General features: G+C 69.9%; 16 protein-coding genes and 1 tRNA gene. 6 read left to right on the top strand and 11 right to left on the bottom strand.

Annotated features, from left to right (window positions below):
* Entirely contained in the window at positions 1-1,371 is a 1,371-nt protein-coding gene (locus tag GEV27_RS04470; protein WP_153933540.1) for a UTP--glucose-1-phosphate uridylyltransferase, read from the bottom strand.
* 61 nt (positions 1,372-1,432) lie between these two features.
* On the opposite strand from GEV27_RS04470, the gene GEV27_RS04465 reads away from it, so the two are divergent.
* Entirely contained in the window at positions 1,433-2,008 is a 576-nt protein-coding gene (locus tag GEV27_RS04465; RefSeq protein WP_208430745.1) for a 5-formyltetrahydrofolate cyclo-ligase, read from the top strand.
* On the opposite strand, the gene GEV27_RS04460 is transcribed toward GEV27_RS04465, so the two are convergent.
* Genes GEV27_RS04460 through GEV27_RS04450 form a run of 3 tightly spaced genes read right to left on the bottom strand, consistent with a single transcriptional unit; the run spans position 1,986 to position 6,975 of the window.
* Positions 1,986-4,511 (bottom strand): penicillin acylase family protein, encoded by a 2,526-nt coding sequence (locus GEV27_RS04460; RefSeq protein WP_309222029.1) that lies wholly within the window; start codon positions 4,509-4,511, stop codon positions 1,986-1,988. The two genes, GEV27_RS04465 and GEV27_RS04460, sit on opposite strands and share 23 nt — an antisense overlap.
* Positions 4,512-4,546: 35 nt before the next feature.
* Entirely contained in the window at positions 4,547-5,599 is a 1,053-nt protein-coding gene (locus tag GEV27_RS04455; RefSeq protein ID WP_153933539.1) for a hemolysin family protein, read from the bottom strand.
* Positions 5,596-6,975, bottom strand: a complete 1,380-nt coding sequence (locus tag GEV27_RS04450; protein ID WP_153654043.1) for a hemolysin family protein — start codon at positions 6,973-6,975, stop codon at positions 5,596-5,598. Before GEV27_RS04450 ends, GEV27_RS04455 begins: the two co-directional genes overlap by 4 nt.
* Positions 6,976-7,060: 85 nt before the next feature.
* Here GEV27_RS04450 and GEV27_RS17660 point away from each other — a divergent pair, with 85 nt between their 5' ends.
* From GEV27_RS17660 to mscL, 3 genes are all read left to right on the top strand, one after another.
* Positions 7,061-7,408, top strand: coding sequence for an FmdB family zinc ribbon protein (locus tag GEV27_RS17660; RefSeq protein WP_309222028.1), 348 nt, complete (start codon positions 7,061-7,063; stop codon positions 7,406-7,408).
* 71 nt (positions 7,409-7,479) lie between these two features.
* Positions 7,480-8,082, top strand: a complete 603-nt coding sequence (locus GEV27_RS04440; protein ID WP_153933537.1) for an SAF domain-containing protein — start codon at positions 7,480-7,482, stop codon at positions 8,080-8,082.
* Between the two features lie 59 nt (positions 8,083-8,141).
* Positions 8,142-8,555, top strand: coding sequence for a large conductance mechanosensitive channel protein MscL (mscL, locus tag GEV27_RS04435; RefSeq protein ID WP_153654048.1), 414 nt, complete (start codon positions 8,142-8,144; stop codon positions 8,553-8,555).
* Between the two features lie 13 nt (positions 8,556-8,568).
* Here the strand turns inward: mscL and GEV27_RS17530 are convergent, their stop codons facing one another.
* The 4 genes from GEV27_RS17530 to GEV27_RS04420 all read right to left on the bottom strand — a co-directional run bounded on the left by GEV27_RS17530 (position 8,569) and on the right by GEV27_RS04420 (position 11,531).
* Positions 8,569-8,745, bottom strand: coding sequence for a hypothetical protein (locus tag GEV27_RS17530; protein WP_194839872.1), 177 nt, complete (start codon positions 8,743-8,745; stop codon positions 8,569-8,571).
* Complete coding sequence (locus tag GEV27_RS04430) at positions 8,726-9,628, bottom strand: NAD(P)-dependent oxidoreductase (RefSeq protein ID WP_194944120.1); 903 nt, start codon at positions 9,626-9,628, stop codon at positions 8,726-8,728. The genes GEV27_RS17530 and GEV27_RS04430 overlap by 20 nt, the downstream gene beginning before the upstream one ends.
* Positions 9,629-9,773: 145 nt before the next feature.
* Complete coding sequence (locus GEV27_RS04425) at positions 9,774-10,550, bottom strand: HAD-IIA family hydrolase (protein ID WP_153654052.1); 777 nt, start codon at positions 10,548-10,550, stop codon at positions 9,774-9,776.
* Positions 10,551-10,583: 33 nt separating this feature from the next.
* On the bottom strand, positions 10,584-11,531 hold the full coding sequence (locus GEV27_RS04420; RefSeq protein ID WP_153933535.1) for a PHB depolymerase family esterase: 948 nt from the start codon (positions 11,529-11,531) through the stop codon (positions 10,584-10,586).
* 92 nt (positions 11,532-11,623) lie between these two features.
* Here GEV27_RS04420 and GEV27_RS04415 point away from each other — a divergent pair.
* Both GEV27_RS04415 and GEV27_RS04410 read left to right on the top strand, forming a co-directional pair.
* Positions 11,624-11,697, top strand: a tRNA-Arg gene (locus tag GEV27_RS04415).
* 110 nt (positions 11,698-11,807) lie between these two features.
* A complete protein-coding gene (locus GEV27_RS04410; RefSeq protein ID WP_153933534.1) occupies positions 11,808-12,116 on the top strand; it encodes an SAV_915 family protein in 309 nt (102 codons plus the stop codon).
* A gap of 4 nt (positions 12,117-12,120) precedes the next feature.
* Here the strand turns inward: GEV27_RS04410 and GEV27_RS04405 are convergent, their stop codons facing one another.
* From GEV27_RS04405 to GEV27_RS04395, 3 genes are read right to left on the bottom strand one after another with little or no spacing between them, the layout of a single operon-like run.
* A complete protein-coding gene (locus GEV27_RS04405; RefSeq protein ID WP_153933533.1) occupies positions 12,121-13,137 on the bottom strand; it encodes a magnesium and cobalt transport protein CorA in 1,017 nt (338 codons plus the stop codon).
* Entirely contained in the window at positions 13,134-13,811 is a 678-nt protein-coding gene (locus GEV27_RS04400; protein WP_153654059.1) for a response regulator, read from the bottom strand. Before GEV27_RS04400 ends, GEV27_RS04405 begins: the two co-directional genes overlap by 4 nt.
* Entirely contained in the window at positions 13,808-16,303 is a 2,496-nt protein-coding gene (locus GEV27_RS04395) for an ATP-binding protein (RefSeq protein WP_309222027.1), read from the bottom strand. Before GEV27_RS04395 ends, GEV27_RS04400 begins: the two co-directional genes overlap by 4 nt.
* Positions 16,304-16,305: the final 2 nt, after the last annotated feature.

The raw sequence follows: 16,305 nt of genomic DNA, 5'->3' as shown, positions 1-16,305 counted from the left end.
TCAGCCTAACCGCGACCCGGATGCCACGCTCTCGGCGGCGCCCGTGTCGTCGAGCGTCACGTCACCGTGCACCACGACGTCGCGGCCGAAACGCCAGTCGCCACGGACCGTCAGCGAGGTCGCCTCGGCCAGCGAGGGCGGGGTCGGGATCCGCGCGTCGAAGTCGGCGATCGTGGTGTAGAACCGGCGGTCCAGATCGATCAGGGGCGGCGTGGGCACCGTCGCCCGCACCCGGAAGTCGTCCCCCACGCCGTAGACGTCCGAGCGCAGCAGCAGCAGGTCGTTGGTCGTCTTGACCGGCAGGAAGCGCGAGCGGTCGACCTCGATCGCGGTGGCGCCGTCGAACACCTCGACCGCAGCACCCATCGCGGACTCGATCTGCACGACCTTGGTCGAGGACGGATCTGTCGGGTCGACCGTCTTGGAGTTGCGGATCAGCGGCAGGCCGAGGATGCCGTCGCGCGCCTCGAGCGTCGCCTTCATGACGTGCAGGTCGAACCAGAGGTTGTTGGTGTGGAAGTACAGGTGCTTGTCAGGGTCCGCGGCGGCGGCCGCGTCCTCGTCGGCGGTCTGGGCGGTCTCGCGCAGGACGAGCCGTCCGTCGCTCTTGCGGACCACGATGTGGCCGCCCTTGACGTCCGCAGGCGTGCGGCGGCAGACCTCGGCGGCGTAGGGCGCTCCGGAGGCGGCGAACCAGCCCATCATGGCCGGATCGGGCGCGGCGCCCAGGTTGTCGGCGTTGGAGACCGTCGCGTAGCGGTAGCCCGCGTCGATCAGGGCGTCGAGGATGCCGGAGACCTCGAGCGCCGTGTAGAGATCGCCATGTCCCGGCGGGCACCACTCGAGCGACGGGTCCTGGGGCCAGTCGACCGGCGTGAGGTCGTCGGCGCGCAGCTTGGGCTCGCGGTTCTGCAGGAAGTCCAGAGGAAGCCCCTCGACCTCGAGGTCGTCGTAGGACGCGAGGGCGGCGAGGGTGTCGTCACGCGTGCGGAAGCTGTTCATGAACAGCAGCGGCAGCGTGACGCCGAGCTCCGCACGGACGTGACGCACCTGGCCGGCGATGACGTCGAGGAAGCTGAGGTCGGGCCGGACGGGCAACAGCGTCTTGGCGCGGTCCAGGCCCATCGAGGTGCCGAGACCGCCGTTGAGCTTGATGACGGCCGTGACCGACGCGGCCTCGCGGCACTGCTCGTCGCTCAGCGTGATCGCGCCCGCGTGGTCGATGTCCGTGAGGGGATCGACGTCCGACTCCCGGATCATGCCCGTCTCGCCCTGCTGCAGCTGGCCGTAGAAGGACGCGAAGACGTCGATCGCGCGCTGCGGCACCCCGGCGTCCGTCATCCGCTGCCGTGCCTGCTCGAGTCCGTCCATGTCAGCGCCTCCGCTCACGAAATCTCCCTGTTCGTCCGCGCCCATAGGTTAGCGTCAGGCCGTGACGAAGGCACAGGTGCGCACGGCGCTGCTCGCCCGCAGACGCGCCATGACCGGGGCTGAGCGTGCCGAGGCGGCCGAGGCGATCGCGCTGCACGTGCTGGCCATGCCGGCCGTGGTCCGCGCCCGCCGGGTCGCCTGCTATCTCTCGATGCCGTCCGAGCCCGGCACCGCCCCGACCCTTGCTGGGCTGCACGAGCGGGGCATCGAGGTCGTGGTGCCCGTGAGCCTGCCCGGGGGAACGCTCGACTGGGCCGTCCACGACCCGGCAGGGTCCTTCACCGTGACCCCGATGGGCATCGCGGAGCCGGACGGCCCGCGCCTCGGCGCGGACGCGCTGGCGGGTTGCGACGTCGTGCTGCTGCCGGCCCTGGCGGTCGACCACGCAGGTCACCGGCTGGGACGTGGGGCCGGTTACTACGACCGGGCCCTCGCGGCCACGACGGCACCCCTGTGCGCGATCGTCTTCACCGACGAGCTGCTGCCCGAGGTCCCCCACGAGGCCCACGACGTCCCCGTCCAGATGGCCGTGACCCCCTCGGGCCTGTTCCGCGTCAGGCCGAGCCGCGCGACGTGAGGGTCAGGGTGTCGTCGGTGGCGTCCTCGACGGCTCGGCGGCCGAACACCCACGGCACGGTCTCGCCCTTGCGCCACCGCTCCTGCTGGTCCACGTAGTGGTCGTGGAACGCATGTCCGGAGGCGCCGGTGAGCTGGATCCAGCGTGACCGGTCCAGGTCCGCGAGGTCGACGATCATCCGCATCGACGGCACGGACGTGACCTCGTAGCCCTCCGTCGCGTCCCAGCTCGTCGCGTCCACGATGCCGCCGCCGCCGCCGACGCGGTACGGGCCACGGTTGAACAGCTTGTCGACCAGCCCGACGCCGGAGTCGCCGAGCGTCGGGTTGACCAGCTCCAGCTTGTGCATCGTCCCCCAGCGCCACTGGCTGGGATTGCGCGACTGGATCATCGTCAGCTCGTCGCGGGCGTCCTGCATCGCCGTGGCAAGTATCTGGTCGCGCGACTCCTTCTCGGGGGTCGAGACGTCGTCCCACCAGTGGCTGCCGGGCTTGTCGAGCAGGCCGCTCACGACGTTGAACCAGCGCTCCCCACCCTCGGGCCACACGGCCTCGGGCAGCTCGTCGTGGAACGTCAGCTCCAGCAGGTGGCGCCAGACCGAGTTGAAGTACGCCGCTCCGGGTGAGTCCGCGTCCTGCTTGAGGTCCCACTTCTCGAGGGTGGCCTGCCCTTGGCGGTGGTAGCGGCTGCCCAGCTCGACCTTGAGCAGCGCCGGCACCAGACGAGCGGCGTTCGCGCTGTAGGTGTCGTTCTGGATGCTCGACATGTCCTGGACGTCCAGGCCCTTGCCGCCCTTGCCGATCCGAGACTCGATCAGCTCGCGGATGCGCTCCGAGCGGTAGCCCGCGGCGGTGTCCGCCCCCAGCAGCTTCGGGTACTGGTCCCCGATGACCTTGTTGTTGGCCGTGACGATGAAGCCCTCGTCCGGGTTGAGGACGCTCGGCAGCTCGTCGAACGGGATCGAGCCCTTCCACTCGAAGGCGGGGTCCCAGCCCGGCACCGGCCAGCGCCCGTCGCCCTGGCGACGGACCGGGATCGTGCCCGGGGACTGGTAGCCGATGTTGCCGTCGACGTCCGCGTAGACCAGGTTCTGCGACGGCACCGTGAACAGCTTCGCCGCGGCCCGGAAGTCGTCCCAGTCCTGGGCCCGGCCCAGGGCGAAGACCGCCTTGATCGTCGGCTCCGGCGTGAGCGCGGTCCACCGCAGCGCGACCTCGTACGAGCCGCGGGTCGCATTCTTCTGCGCGGCCTCGCCCACGTCCTCGGCGTCCTCGTCGAGATCGGACAGGATCGGGCCGTGACGGGTCGATCGCACCGTGATGGTCTGCGACTCCTCGCCGGCGATCTTGAACGTCTCGCGGCGGGTCTTCAGCGGCACCTGCTTGCCGTCGTACTCGTACGTGTCGCCCGTGACCCGCTCGAGGTAGAGATCGGCCACGTCGGCGTACATCGTCGTGACGCCCCACGCGATCTTGGCGTTGTGCCCCACGACCACACCGGGCAGGCCCGAGAACGAGAAGCCCGCGACGTCGTACGGGCAGGCCTCGTCGACGGTCCGGCAGTGCAGGCCGACCTGGTACCAGATGCCGGGCATCGACGGCGCGAGGTGCGGGTCGTTCGCCAGGATCGGCTCGCCGGTGGTCGTGTGGTCGCCGTCGACGACCCAGGAGTTCGAGCCGATGCCGTCGCCGATGCCGAGGAGGGCCGGCAGCGCCTCTGCGCTCGACCTGGCCTTCTTCAGCGACGTGACCGCCGAGCGCGCCAGGCCCTCCTGGGTCGGGGCGGGCGCCTGTGCGGTGAACGCGCCGTCACGGACGGTGCCCTCGTCGCCGACGATCGTGCGGTGGCCCTTCGGGTAGTCCGGATAGAGCTCCTCGACCTGCGCGACGGTCAGCTTCTCGGTGGCGAGGACGCGGTCGATCTCGTCGGTCATGTTGCTGCGCAGGTCCCACGCCATCGCCTTGATCCAGGCGAGCGAGTCCACGACCGTCCACGGCTCGGGCGTGTAGTCCGGCCCGGTCAGCTCCAGGACCGCGTACTCGAGCGACAGCTCGGAGCTCGACCGGTTGTCGATGTAGGAGTTGACGCCCCGCGCGTACGCCTTGAGCAACGACAGCGTCGTGTCGTCGAGGAGGGCGACCTCCTTCTCGGCCACCCGGCGCCAGCCGAGCGTGCGCACGTACTTGTCGGTGTCGAGGGCCGCGTCCCCCACCAGCTCCGCGAGCCGCCCGGACGTCACGTGCCGGCGGAAGTCCATCTCGTAGAACCGGTCCTGCGCGTGCACGTAGCCCTGGGCGAGGAACAGGTCCTCGGGGGTGTCGGCGTAGATCTGCGGGATGCCCAGACCGTCGCGCTTGACCTCCACGTCGCCCGCGAGGCTCGAGATCTGGACCTGGCCGTTGGTGTCGGGGAACGACTTGCGCACCGTCACGAACGAGAAGATCGCGACCCCGACGACGACGATGGCGAGCAGACCGGAGATGACGATCAGGAGGCGGCGCACGGAGACAGTCTGGACCACGACCCGGCCGCGGTCGCTCAGGACGTGCGGCCGGCCGCGGGCCGATTGCTGCGGATCTCGCCGACAAGCTCCTCGAGGACGTCCTCGAGCATGATGACGCCCAGCACCGTGCCGCTCTCGTCGGCCACGCGCGCCATGTGGGAGCCGCGGGTCTGCATCGTCCGCAGGGCCTCGTAGAGGCCCGAACCGGCCGCGACCGTCGCGAGCGGGCGCAGCCACTTGTCGGCGATCGTCACCAGGCGCGACCGCTCGTCGGTCTCCAGCACGTCCTTGATGTGCAGGTAGCCGGTGATGTCACCGTCCTCGTCCTCGACCGGGAACCGCGAGAAGCCGGTCTGGGCGCAGGCCTGCTCGACGTCGGCCGGCGTGGCGCTCGGCGGGATCGTGACGAGGCCGTCGCGCGGGAGCAGCACCTGGTCGATCGTGCCGTCGGAGAAGTCGAGGGCACCGGACACGAGACCGTACTCGTCCTCGTCGAGCAGACCCTCGCGGCGGGACTCCTCGACCAGGCCGGCGACCTCGTCGTGCGTGTACGTCGAGGAGACCTCGTCGACCGGCTCGACCCGGAACAGCCGCACGACCAGGTTGGCGGTCCCGTTGAGCACCACGACAAACGGCTTGAGCACGAACACGACGCCGAGCATGAACGGGCCGAGGAACAAGGCAGCCCGGTCGGGTCCCACGAGCGCGAGGTTCTTGGGGACCATCTCGCCGAGGACCACGTGCGCACCGACGACCAGGGTCATCGCGATGATGAACGAGACGGGGTGGACGAAGTTCTCGGGCATCCCGAGGGCCTCGAACACGGGCTCCATCAGGTGGGCGACCGCGGGCTCTCCCACGGCGCCGAGGCCCAGCGAGCAGATCGTGATGCCGAGCTGCGCGGCGGCCATCACCTGCGTGATGCTCTCGATCGCTCGCATCGCCATGCGGGCGGGACGTGAGCCAGCCGCGATGCGTGGCTCGAGCTGCGTCCGCCGCGCCGAGATCAGCGCGAACTCGGCCGCGACGAACAACGCGTTGAGCGCCAGCAGCACGAACGTCAGTGCGACGCCTCCCCAGTCGCTCATGACGTGGCCCCCGTGGTCGTCGCGTCGGCCGGTTCGTCGTCGATGACCGTCAGGGAGACACGGTCGATCCGGCGCCCCTCCATCCGCTCGATGGTCAGGGCGACGTGCAGCGGCTCGGGATCGTCCTCGTCGTCGTCGGGGGTGCGGTCGATGTCGAGGACCACGACGTCGCCGCGGACGCCGATGCGTCCGAGCTTCTCGAGGATCAGACCTGCGATCGTCTCGTAGTCCTCGCCCTCGGGGAGCGCGATGCCGGTCTGCTCCTCGACCTCGTCGGGACGCAGCAGGCCCGACAGCGACCAGGTGCCATCACGGCGGTGCCGGCTGCGGGAGGAGAGCCGGTCGTGCTCGTCGGCGATGTCACCCACGATCTCCTCGATGAGGTCCTCGAGGGTCACGACGCCGTCGGTGCCGCCGTACTCGTCGACGACGATCGCCATCTGCATGCCCTGCTCACGCAGCACCGAGAGCAGGGGGTCCAGCTCGATGCTGTCCGGAACGGTCGTCGCCGGGACCAGGATGTCCACGAGGCGTACGTTGCGGCGGCGGTTCAGGTCGACGCCGACCGCGTCCTTGACGTGGACGATGCCCAGGATCTCGTCGGGGCCCTTGCCGATGACCGGGAACCGGGAGTGGCCGGTCTGCCGCGCCGCCTCGATGACGTCGTGCGCCGTGTCGCGCCCCTCCAGGAAGTGCACGCGGACGCGCGGGGTGCGGACGTCGGCGGCGGTGCGGTCGCCGAACGCGATGCTGCGGGCGACCAGGTCGGCCGTCTCATCGTCGATCGCGCCCTCGATCGCGGAGCGGAGCACGAGCGAGCGGAGCTCGACCGGCGATCGGGCCGAACGCAGCTCCTCCTGCGGCTCGACGCCGAGGGCCCGCAGGATCGCGTTGGCCATGCCGTTGAGGAGCCGGATCGGCCACGCCATCGCCTTGGTGAACAGACGTTGCGGCAGCTGGGTCATCGCGGCGGTGCGCTGCGGCAGGGCCAGGGCGAAGTTCTTGGGCACGAGCTCGCCGACGAGCATCGTCACGACGGTGCTGAGCACGAGCGCGATGCCGTACGAGACGCCCCGGAGCGCGCCGCCCTCCAGGCCAGCGGCCTCGAGGGGATCGCGCAGCAGGTTGCCGATCGCCGGCTCGGCCAGGTAGCCGATCGCCAGGTTGGTGATCGTGATGCCGAGCTGTGCGCCGCTGAGCTGGGTCGACAGCGATCGCAGGGCGATCAAGGTGCCCTGCGCGCCCCGGTCACCTGCCTCGGCGTCGCGCTCGATCGTGGCACGGTCGACCGTGACGAAGGAGAACTCCGCGGCAACGAAGATGCCGCACGCGAGCATGAGGAGCAGGGACGTGGCCAGGAGAAGCCATTCGGTCATCGATGGGCTCCGGGAGGGACGGATTCGGTCACGGTGGGGCCAACTGTACCCTTGTGAAGCATTTTCGATCGAGCGGGAGCAAGTCGTGCCGAAGTACCAGTACCAGTGCAAGGACTGCGGAGAAGCGCTGGAGGTCCAGCAGAGCTTCACCGACGATGCGCTGACCGTCTGCCCCACCTGTGGGGGCGATCTGCGCAAGGTGTTCAACGCCGTGGGTGTCGTGTTCAAGGGCTCGGGCTTCTACAAGACCGACAGCCGTTCGGGCTCCACGTCGTCCAGCTCGTCGGGCTCGTCCTCGAGCTCGTCCTCGTCCTCGAGCTCGTCCTCGTCCTCGGGCGACAGCTCGTCGTCCGCAGCGTCGACGTCCTCGAGCGACAGCAAGCCGGCCGCGTCCACCCCGGCCTCCACGTCGGGCAGCGACTCCGCCGCCTGACGTCCGCTCCGCGGGCCTGGCCTGTGGACGACGGGCGGCACCGTCCGGCCGGACCTGCCTAGAGTCCGGTCATGGACCGGATCCAGGAGCTCGTGCTCGAGCACCGTCGTCTGCTCGCCGCGCTCTTCGCGGGTCTCGCAGTCCTCGCCGCTCTCACGTCGCTTCGCCACGACGTCGACGGCGTACGGGTGCAAGTGGTCCACCGCGATCTCCTCAGCGGGCACGTGATCGGAGCCGGCGACCTGCGCACGACCGTCGTGCCCGCGGCCGTGGCGCCGGCACACGCCCTCGAGCGGGCCGAGGCCGTCGGCCGCCGGATCGCCGGCCCGATGCGCGCAGGCGAGGTCGTCACGGACTTCCGCATCGTGCGGGCCGGCTCCCTGTCGGGCTACGGGGCCGGGGCCGTGCTGACCACGATCCGGGTCGACCGGGCCGATGGTGCAGCAGCCGTACGCGTCGGTGACCGGGTCGACGTGGTCGCGGTCGACCCCGACGGCGAGAACGAGGCGAGCGTGGTCGCCCGCGACGTCGAGGTCGTGACCGTGCCGTCCGACGACGACTCCGACGCGACCGCCCTGGGCCTCGTGACCACCGAGAAGAATGCGCTCAGGCTGGCCGGGGCGGGGCTGACGTCTCGGTTCAGCGTGATCACGTCCACCCCCGGGAGTCCCTAGTTCACGCTGGGAGTTCTCGCTAGGGTCGAGCCACCCATCGAACCCACAGAGGGGGCACCATGCTCAAGGGATTCAAGGACTTCCTGCTGCGCGGCAACATCGTCGACCTGGCGGTCGCTGTCGTCATCGGCACTGCGTTCACGGCGCTGGTGTCCTCGTTCACCTCGTCGTTCATCAACCCGCTGCTCGCGGCCGCAGGTGGCAGGGACTCCGCCAACGGGCTCGGGTTCAAGATCTTCAGCGGCAACGACGAGACCCTGGTCGACGTCGGTGGCTTCATCAACTCCGTCATCACGTTCGTGATCACCGCGGCTGTCGTCTACTTCTTCATCGTCGTGCCGATGAAGAAGATCAACGAGAGGCGGGACGCGGGCAAGGAGCCCGAGCCCGAGGGCGTCAGCGAGGACATCGCCCTGCTGCGCGAGATCCGCGACTCCCTCAAGAGCCGCCCCGGAGGGACGACCCAGCTCTAGCCTGGTTCCCGGCTCAGCCGTGGTGGGGCGGGACGTCGCGGAGGTACTCCTCGTCGCGGGACTTCGCCCCACGCTCGCCCCATCCCTCGTCGGTCTCGTCGGAGGTCGTGCTGGGCAGCAGGTCCCCGAGCAGCTCGGCCGCCCGGCGGCGGCGCTCCTGCTCGGCGCGGTCAGGCTTCGACGAGCTCATCGAACCACGCTGACGTGAGCTGGGGATGGCGCGGGTGCCACCCCGTGCGCTCGCTGAACAGGTGCGAGCTGACTCGCTGCGAACGCGTGAGGATCTCGAGCTTCTCGCCGCCGAGGCGCAGGATCCACGGGGGCAGGAAGTGCCCGCCCGTGCGGCCGGCCGCCTGGGCGATCGTGTCGACGTAGTCGCGCCGCTGGACCGGTTCGGAGCCGACGTTGTAGTAGCCCCCCGGGGCACACAGCGCGTGGACCACGGCCGTGCCCACGTCGTCGGGGTGGACGACGTGCATCCACGTGTCTTCCCTCCCCAGTCCGATGGACCTGCCAGCCGCCGCACGGCGGAACAGCCACGCGGTGTTGGCGTCGTCCCCGGTGATCAGCCCGAAGCGCAGGCTGACCGCGACGCCGCCCCGGTCGCCGAACGCGCGCACGTTGTCCTCCGCCACGACGACCGGCTCGGTCGCGCGGGTCACGTCGACAGGGCTGTGCTCGTCGATCCACTCGTCCGCCTGATCGGCGTAGATGAAGCTGAGGCTCTGCTGGATGAGGCGCCCGACTCCGGCTCGCGTCGCGGCGTCCGCGACGACCCGGGACCCGTTGAGCCGGATGCGGTCGATCGCCTTGAGCGATCCGGGCCTGAGGGCGGCGGCGCCGACCGGGACCTTGGTGGCGAGATTGGCGACGGCGTCGCACCCGGCCATGCCGGCCGCGAGCGTCTGCCGGTCGTACAGGTCACCCTTCCACGGCTGGGCGCCCGTCGCGGCCACCATGGCGGCGTGCTCCTCGGTCCGGACCAGCCCGACCACGTCATGACCTGCCTGGTGCAAGGCCTCGATGGACGATCGGCCCATCACTCCGCTCGCACCCGTGAGAAAAACCTTCACGCTTCGCTCCCTGGTGAGTTGCCCAGGCACGAACGGCCCGGGCGTCCCCCTCATGGACCTGTGGGCCCGGTCAGGAGATTACGAAACGATAACAAATTTCGCCCCGGATGCGTTACCCGCAGGTAACAACTGCGCGTCGGGCAGATCAGACGACGAGAGGCACGATGTCGGCGATCGAGGAGTAGATCTCGGTCGGCCGGAACGGGAAGCGGTCGACCGCGCTGGCCGGGGTCGACCCGGTCAGCACGAGGAACGTCCGCAGCCCGGCCTCGAGACCGGACAGCACGTCGGTGTCCATCCGGTCACCGATCATCACCGTGACCTCCGAGTGCGCCTCGATCTGGTTGAGGGCGCTGCGCATCATGAGCGGATTGGGCTTGCCGACGAAGTAGGGCTCCACGCCGGTCGCCTTCGTGATCAGGGCCGCGACCGATCCGGTCGCGGGCAGCGAGCCCGTGGGCGAGGGGCCGGTCGCGTCCGGATTGGTCGCGATGAACCGGGCACCCTTCTCGATCAGCTGGATCGCCCGGGTGATGGCCTCGAACGAGTACGTCCGGGTCTCCCCCAGCACGACGTAGTCCGGTGCGCTGCTCGTCATGATGTAGCCGACGTTGTGCAGCGCGGTCGTCATGCCGGCCTCGCCGATCACGTACGCCGTGCCCTCGGGGCGCTGCTCGGAGAGGAACTTCGCGGTCGCCAGGGCCGAGGTCCAGATCGCGGACTCGGGCACGTCGATGCCCGCAGCGCGCAGCCGTGCGCAGAGATCGCGTGGCGTGAAGATCGAGTTGTTGGTCAGGATCAGGAACTTGCGACCCGTCTCGTTGAGCCGCCCGATGAACTCCGCCGCGCCGGGGATCGCCTTCTCCTCGTGGACCAGCACCCCGTCCATGTCCGTCAGCCAGGTCTCGATGGGCTTGGTCATCGCGTCACCACGACCTGCTGGTTGCTCATGGACCTATTGTCCACCAGCGGGATGCTGGGCGAAGAACTTCCAGATCAGCGCCGTCGCGTCCACCGGGCTGTCCTTGGTGCGGGAGGTGCGACCAGGTGACATCGGGCCGCCGCCGGGCCATCCGTGCACGCCCCCGACCACCGCGTAGATCTCGACCGACGTGCCGTCCTCGCAGCCGGCCCAGGCGAAGTGCCGCACCGTGCTCGTCGCCCGGGTCGTGGCCCCGTCGGAGGGGCAGCGGTCGTGCTTCGCCCACTGGGACATGATGTCGTTGACCGGCGGCAGGTGGCCGATCACCGTGTTGGCGCCCTTGAACGGCACGGTCGTGTCGGCCGTCCCGTGGAAGTAGACGATCGACGCCGGGGGGGCCTCGGCGCACTGCGGCTCGTAGTAGGGGCCCGACACCGCCGCGTACGCCGCGAACTGCGTCGACGCGTCGCACGCCAGCGCCAGGGTGAGCGCAGAGCCGTTGGAGAAGCCTGCAGCGTACGTGCGCGAGGAGTCGACGCACGCGTCCTTCTTCAGCTGCTTGACGAGCGCGCGGACGAAGGCGAGGTCTGACCGCGGGTTGGAGGTGGGTGAGCGGAAGTGCCACTGCGAGGGCTTGCCGCGACCCAACGGCACCGCCAGGATCGCGTTGGCCTTGTCGGCCATCACCCCCATCTCGGTGGACTCGAGCACAGTGCGGGGATCGCCGCCGAGCCCGTGAAACATCAGCACCAGCGGGGTGCGCTCGGTCGGCCGGTAGCCCGGCGGCACGTGCAGGAGGTACGACCGCTCGCGACCGCCGACGACGATCGAGCGGTCCGTGTCACCTGCCGGAAGCGGGCGCGCGGTCGTGCAGCCGGCTTGCACGGCGCCCGACGCCGCGGTGTCGGCCGGCGCCCCGCACGCCGCGAGCGCGCCCAGGATCAGCGTCAGGATCGCGAGCCCGATCAGGGGCCGCCTCACGACTCACGCCCCGGGCATGACGGAGGCTGGGGACAACAGGGCACAGGGCGATCGTAGGTGCTCGGGGCAAGGCCCGATAGCCTGACACCCACGCCCTCGTAGCTCAGTCGGATAGAGCGACCGCCTCCTAAGCGGTAGGCCACAGGTTCGATTCCTGTCGAGGGCACCCCATGGCACTCGCCACCTCGAGACGCGTGACGTCGACGCTTTCGCCAAGGTCGTGTCAAGGTTGCGTGAAGGTGCTTCCGCCCGTCCCGCAGCGGTCCTACGTTCGTGATGTCAGCACGTCACCAGCTCGAGGAGCACCACCGCATGAAGACTCTGGTCGTCCCCGTCCGCCGTTCGCCGCTCGGGACCCTCACCCCGATGACGGCCCGTCAACAGAGCGGCACGCGGGTCGGCATCGCCTTCAGCTCGATCGCTGCGCTCGAGGCAGTCCAGCCGGGACGGGACTGGATCAGGCTGAGCGAGGGCGCGCTCCATGCGCTGCTCGCGCCCCTGGACATCGTCACGATCCAGGTCGATCCCCAGCTGATCGTGGCCGATCTGCGCAGCTCGGCCCCCGATCGCCCCCTCTGCGCCTGACGTCTCACAGCCAGCGCCGCCGCTTGAAGACGACGTAGAGGACGAGGCTCGTCAGGGCCATCGCCGCCAGCGCGGACGGGAAGCCGAATCTCCAGGCCAGCTCGGGCATGTGCTCGAAGTTCATGCCGTAGATCGTGCCGACCACCGTAGGTGCGAACAGGATCGCGGCCCAGCCGGAGATCTTCTTGACCTCCTCGCTCTGCGCGAGGCTCGTCTCCGCGAGATTGCGCATCTCGTCGTTCTGCCGCTGGCTGATCAGTGTGCTGTGGACCGTGAGCGCATTCTGCAGGATCGCCCGGAACGAGTCAGCGCGCTCGGCGATGCGGGCACAGTGCGCCCGTACGAGGCGCAGGCGGTGCTGCAGCTCGTGCTCGACGCCGTACTTGTCGAAGCCGTCCTCCAGGGACGCGATCATGTTCAGCAAGGAGTGGGTCGCCCGCTGGAACTCGATGACCTCACGCGCGAGCTCGTAGATCCGCCTCGAGACCGTGGCCTCGCCACGGAACAGCTGGTCCTCGATCTCGTCGATGTCGTCCTCGAGCCCACGCAGGACCGGCGCGTACTCGTCGACGACCTGGTCGATGATCGCGTACAGGACCGACTCCGGACCGGCACGGAGCAGCTCCGCATCGGCCTCGAGGTCCTGCCGCACCCCGCCGAGATCAGGCGACTCGGCATGCCGGATGGTCACCACGAAGTCCGGCCCGACGAAGACGTGCAGCTCGCCGAACTCGACCTTCTCGGTCTCCTGGACGTACCTCGCAGGTCGCAGGACCGCGAACAAGGTGCTGCCGTAACGCTCGAGCTTGGGACGTTGGTGGGCGGCGATCGCGTCGTCGACCGCCGACTGGTGCAGCTCGAACTCGGCCGCGACCGCGCAGATCTCGGCGACGTCCGGCCGGTAGAGCCCGATCCAGGCCATCCCCTGCTGCGACCGCAACAGCTCGAACGTGGCCTCGAGGGTCTCGGGGTTGGCCGTGCGTCGCCCGCCGACGTAGATCGCGTTGTCGATGAGGCTCATGCGGGATTGAACCGGTAGCCGAGACCTGCCTCGGTGATGAAGAGCCGCGGTTCGCCCGGGTCCGGCTCGAGCTTGCGCCGGATGCTCGCGAGGTGCACGCGCAGGTAGTTCGTCTCCTGCTCGTAGCCGGGTCCCCACACCTCGTGCAGCAGGTCCGCCTGCCGCACGAGCCGCCCGCGGTTGCGGACGAGCACCGAGACGATCTTCCACTCGGTCGGCGTGAGGTGGATGATCACGCCGTCACGCGTGGCCTTGGAGTCGGCCGAGTCGATCAGCAGCCCGCCCACCTGCACGACCGGCTCGACCGCACCGGTGATGTTGCGCCGCGTCGCGGCCCGCACGCGCGCGAGCAGCTCCTCCATGCTGAACGGCTTGGAGACGTAGTCGTCCGCGCCGAGGTCGAGCGCCTCGACCTTGTCGTCGGACTCGGCCCGCGCGGACACCACGATGACCGGCACCTGACTGAAGGACCGGACCTGGCGCAGGACCGCGATGCCGTCCAGGTCAGGCAGGCCCAGGTCCAGCAGGATCGCGTCGGGCATGCACTCGTGGACGATCTGCAGCGCCGAACGACCGTCGGTGGCGATCTCCACCCCGTAGCCCCGCGCCTTCAGGTTGATGCTCAAGGTGCGAAGGATTGCCGGATCGTCGTCGACGGTCAGCACGAGGGTCATGACTGCTCCTGAGGTGTGGTGAGCTCGAGGACGAAGGTGAGTCCCCCGCCCGGGGTGTCCTCAGCGGTGAGGGTGCCGCCCATGGCCTCGGTGAGGCCCTGGGCCACCGCGAGCCCGAGGCCGACGCCGTCCCCGGCCGGGACGTCGCCGAGGCGTTGGAACGGCGCGAAGAGACGCTCGTGGTTCTCCTCGGCGATGCCCGGGCCGCTGTCCGCGATCCGGATCACGACGCCCCGAGACGTCCGGGACCCGTCGACCGTGATCGGCGCCGGCGGCGGTGAGTACTTGATCGCGTTCTCGCAGATGTTGGCGACGACACGTTCCAGCAGGCCCGGATCGGCGAGCGCGACGAGCGACTCATCCAGGCGCACCGCGATGCGGCTGCCCTCGGCCACCGTGCCGATCGCCTGGTGCACCGTGTCGTCCAGGTCGACCTCGGTGAGGGTGGGCCTGACGGCGCCGGTCTGGATGCGACTCATGTCGAGCAGGTTCACGACGAGCGCGTTGAGCCGGTCTGCGGAGTCCTCGATCGTCTCGAGCAGCTGCGCCTCGTCGTCCGGGGACCACCGGATGTCCGTGTTGCGCAGGCTGCCTGCCGCCGCCTTCACCGCCGCAAGGGGCGAGCGGAGGTCGTGCGAGACGGCCGCGAGGAGCGCGGTCCGTGTCTTGTTGCCCACCGCGAGCTGGGCCCGCTCCGTCTCGGCCTGGTGGGCTCGGGTCCGCTCGGCCAGGACGGCTGCGTGCGCGGCGTACGCCTTGAGCAGACGCCGGTCGGACGCGTCGAGCCTTCGTCCGCAGAGGGCCAGCGTCGTGGACTCGTCGATCGAGACCGTGACGTCTGCGGAATCCAACGAGGCAGGAGGAGCACCCGACGCGGCCATGACCTCCTGCCGACCGTCGACGGCGCCGAAGACCGCCGCACCCCTGGCGCCGAACAGCTCACATGCGCTCGCCAGCAGGGTCTCCACGTCGTCACCCGCGTGCAGGAGGCTGTGGGCGAGCACGGTCAGGGCGTCGGACTCCGCCCGCGCCTTGCGGGCCAGCACCGTGTTGCGGGCGGCGCGGTCCACGACCGAGGCGACCGCGATGCCCACCACGAGGAACAACCCGATCGCGAAGGCGTTCTCGGGATCGGCGATCGTCAGCGACCACAACGGCGGTGTGAAGACGAGGTTGAGCGCCAGGCTGCTGACGACGGCCGCGATGATCGCCGGGACGATGCCGCCCACCAGTGCGGTGCCGACGACGACCGCCATCAGGACCATGGCCTCGGTCGGCAGGCCGTGCAGGGAATCGGTCAGGACCAGCAGCTCGCTGGCGACCAGCGGCGCCAGGATGCCGAAGGCGTATCCCAGGTACAGGCGCCCGCGGCTCAGGTTGCTGGAGGCGCGCACCGTCGTGTTCTTGCGTCGCGCGTAGTCGTGGGTGACCACGTGCGCGTCGATGTCGCCCGACGCGGCGATGACCAGCTCGCCCACCCCAGGGCGCAGCAGGGTCGAGAGCCGGCCACGGCGGCTGGCCCCGATGATCACCTGGCTCGCGTTCTCGGCACGAGCGAAGTCCAGGATCGCCGTGGCCGTGTCGTCGCCGACGACGGTGTGCAGCGTGCCGCCGAGGTCCTCGGTGGTCCTGCGGAGCTTGAGCAGCTGGTCCGGGGTGACCCCGGACAACCCGTCGCGACGTGCGACGTAGAGCGCCATCCACTCTCCTCCGGACCCGCGGGACGCGATGCGGGCGGCCCGGCGCAGCAGCGCCGCCGACTCCGGTCCGCCGGTCAGCGCGACCACGATGCGTTCGCGGGTGGCCCAGGTGGAGTCGATCTCGTGCTTCTCGCGGTACTGGTCGAGCCCCTCGTCCACCCGGTCGGCGAGCCACAGCAGGGCGAGCTCCCGCAGCGCGGCCAGATTGCCCTCACGGAAGTACTGCCCCAGGGCCGCGTCGACCTTGTCGTGGCTGTAGATGTTGCCGTGCGCCATGCGCCGACGCAGTGCCTGCGGGCTCATGTCGACCAGCTCGATCGCATCGGCCTGGCGCACCACCCGGTCAGGCACGGTCTCGCGCTGACGCTGTCCCGTGATGGCCTCGACGACGTCGTTGAGCGACTCCAGGTGCTGGATGTTGACCGTCGTGATCACGTGGATGCCGGCTGCCAGGATCGCCTCGACGTCCTGCCACCGCTTCTCGTGCAGCGAGCCGCCGATGTTGGTGTGCGCGAGCTCGTCGACCAGCACCACCTCGGGCCGCCGCGCGAGGATGCCGTCGAGATCCATCTCGAGGTAGGTGGTGCCGCGGTAGTCCATGGACCGCCGCGGCACCACCTCCAGGCCCGCGAGCGCCTTGGCGGTGTTCTCGCGGCCGTGCGTCTCCACGACGCCGACGACCACGTCGGTCCCCCGGGCGACCCGCCGCTGCGCCTCGTCGAGCATCGCGTACGTCTTGCCGACTCCTGGGGCAGCGCCGAGGTAGACCCGGAGCTTGCCTCGGGAGTCCACGG

It is taken from the genome of Aeromicrobium sp. S22 (genome assembly GCF_009661045.1).
In the GTDB taxonomy this organism is placed as follows: domain Bacteria; phylum Actinomycetota; class Actinomycetes; order Propionibacteriales; family Nocardioidaceae; genus Aeromicrobium; species Aeromicrobium yanjiei.
The sequence above is the reverse complement of the archived record's forward strand: the minus strand, read 5'-3'. Positions and strand labels throughout refer to the sequence as shown.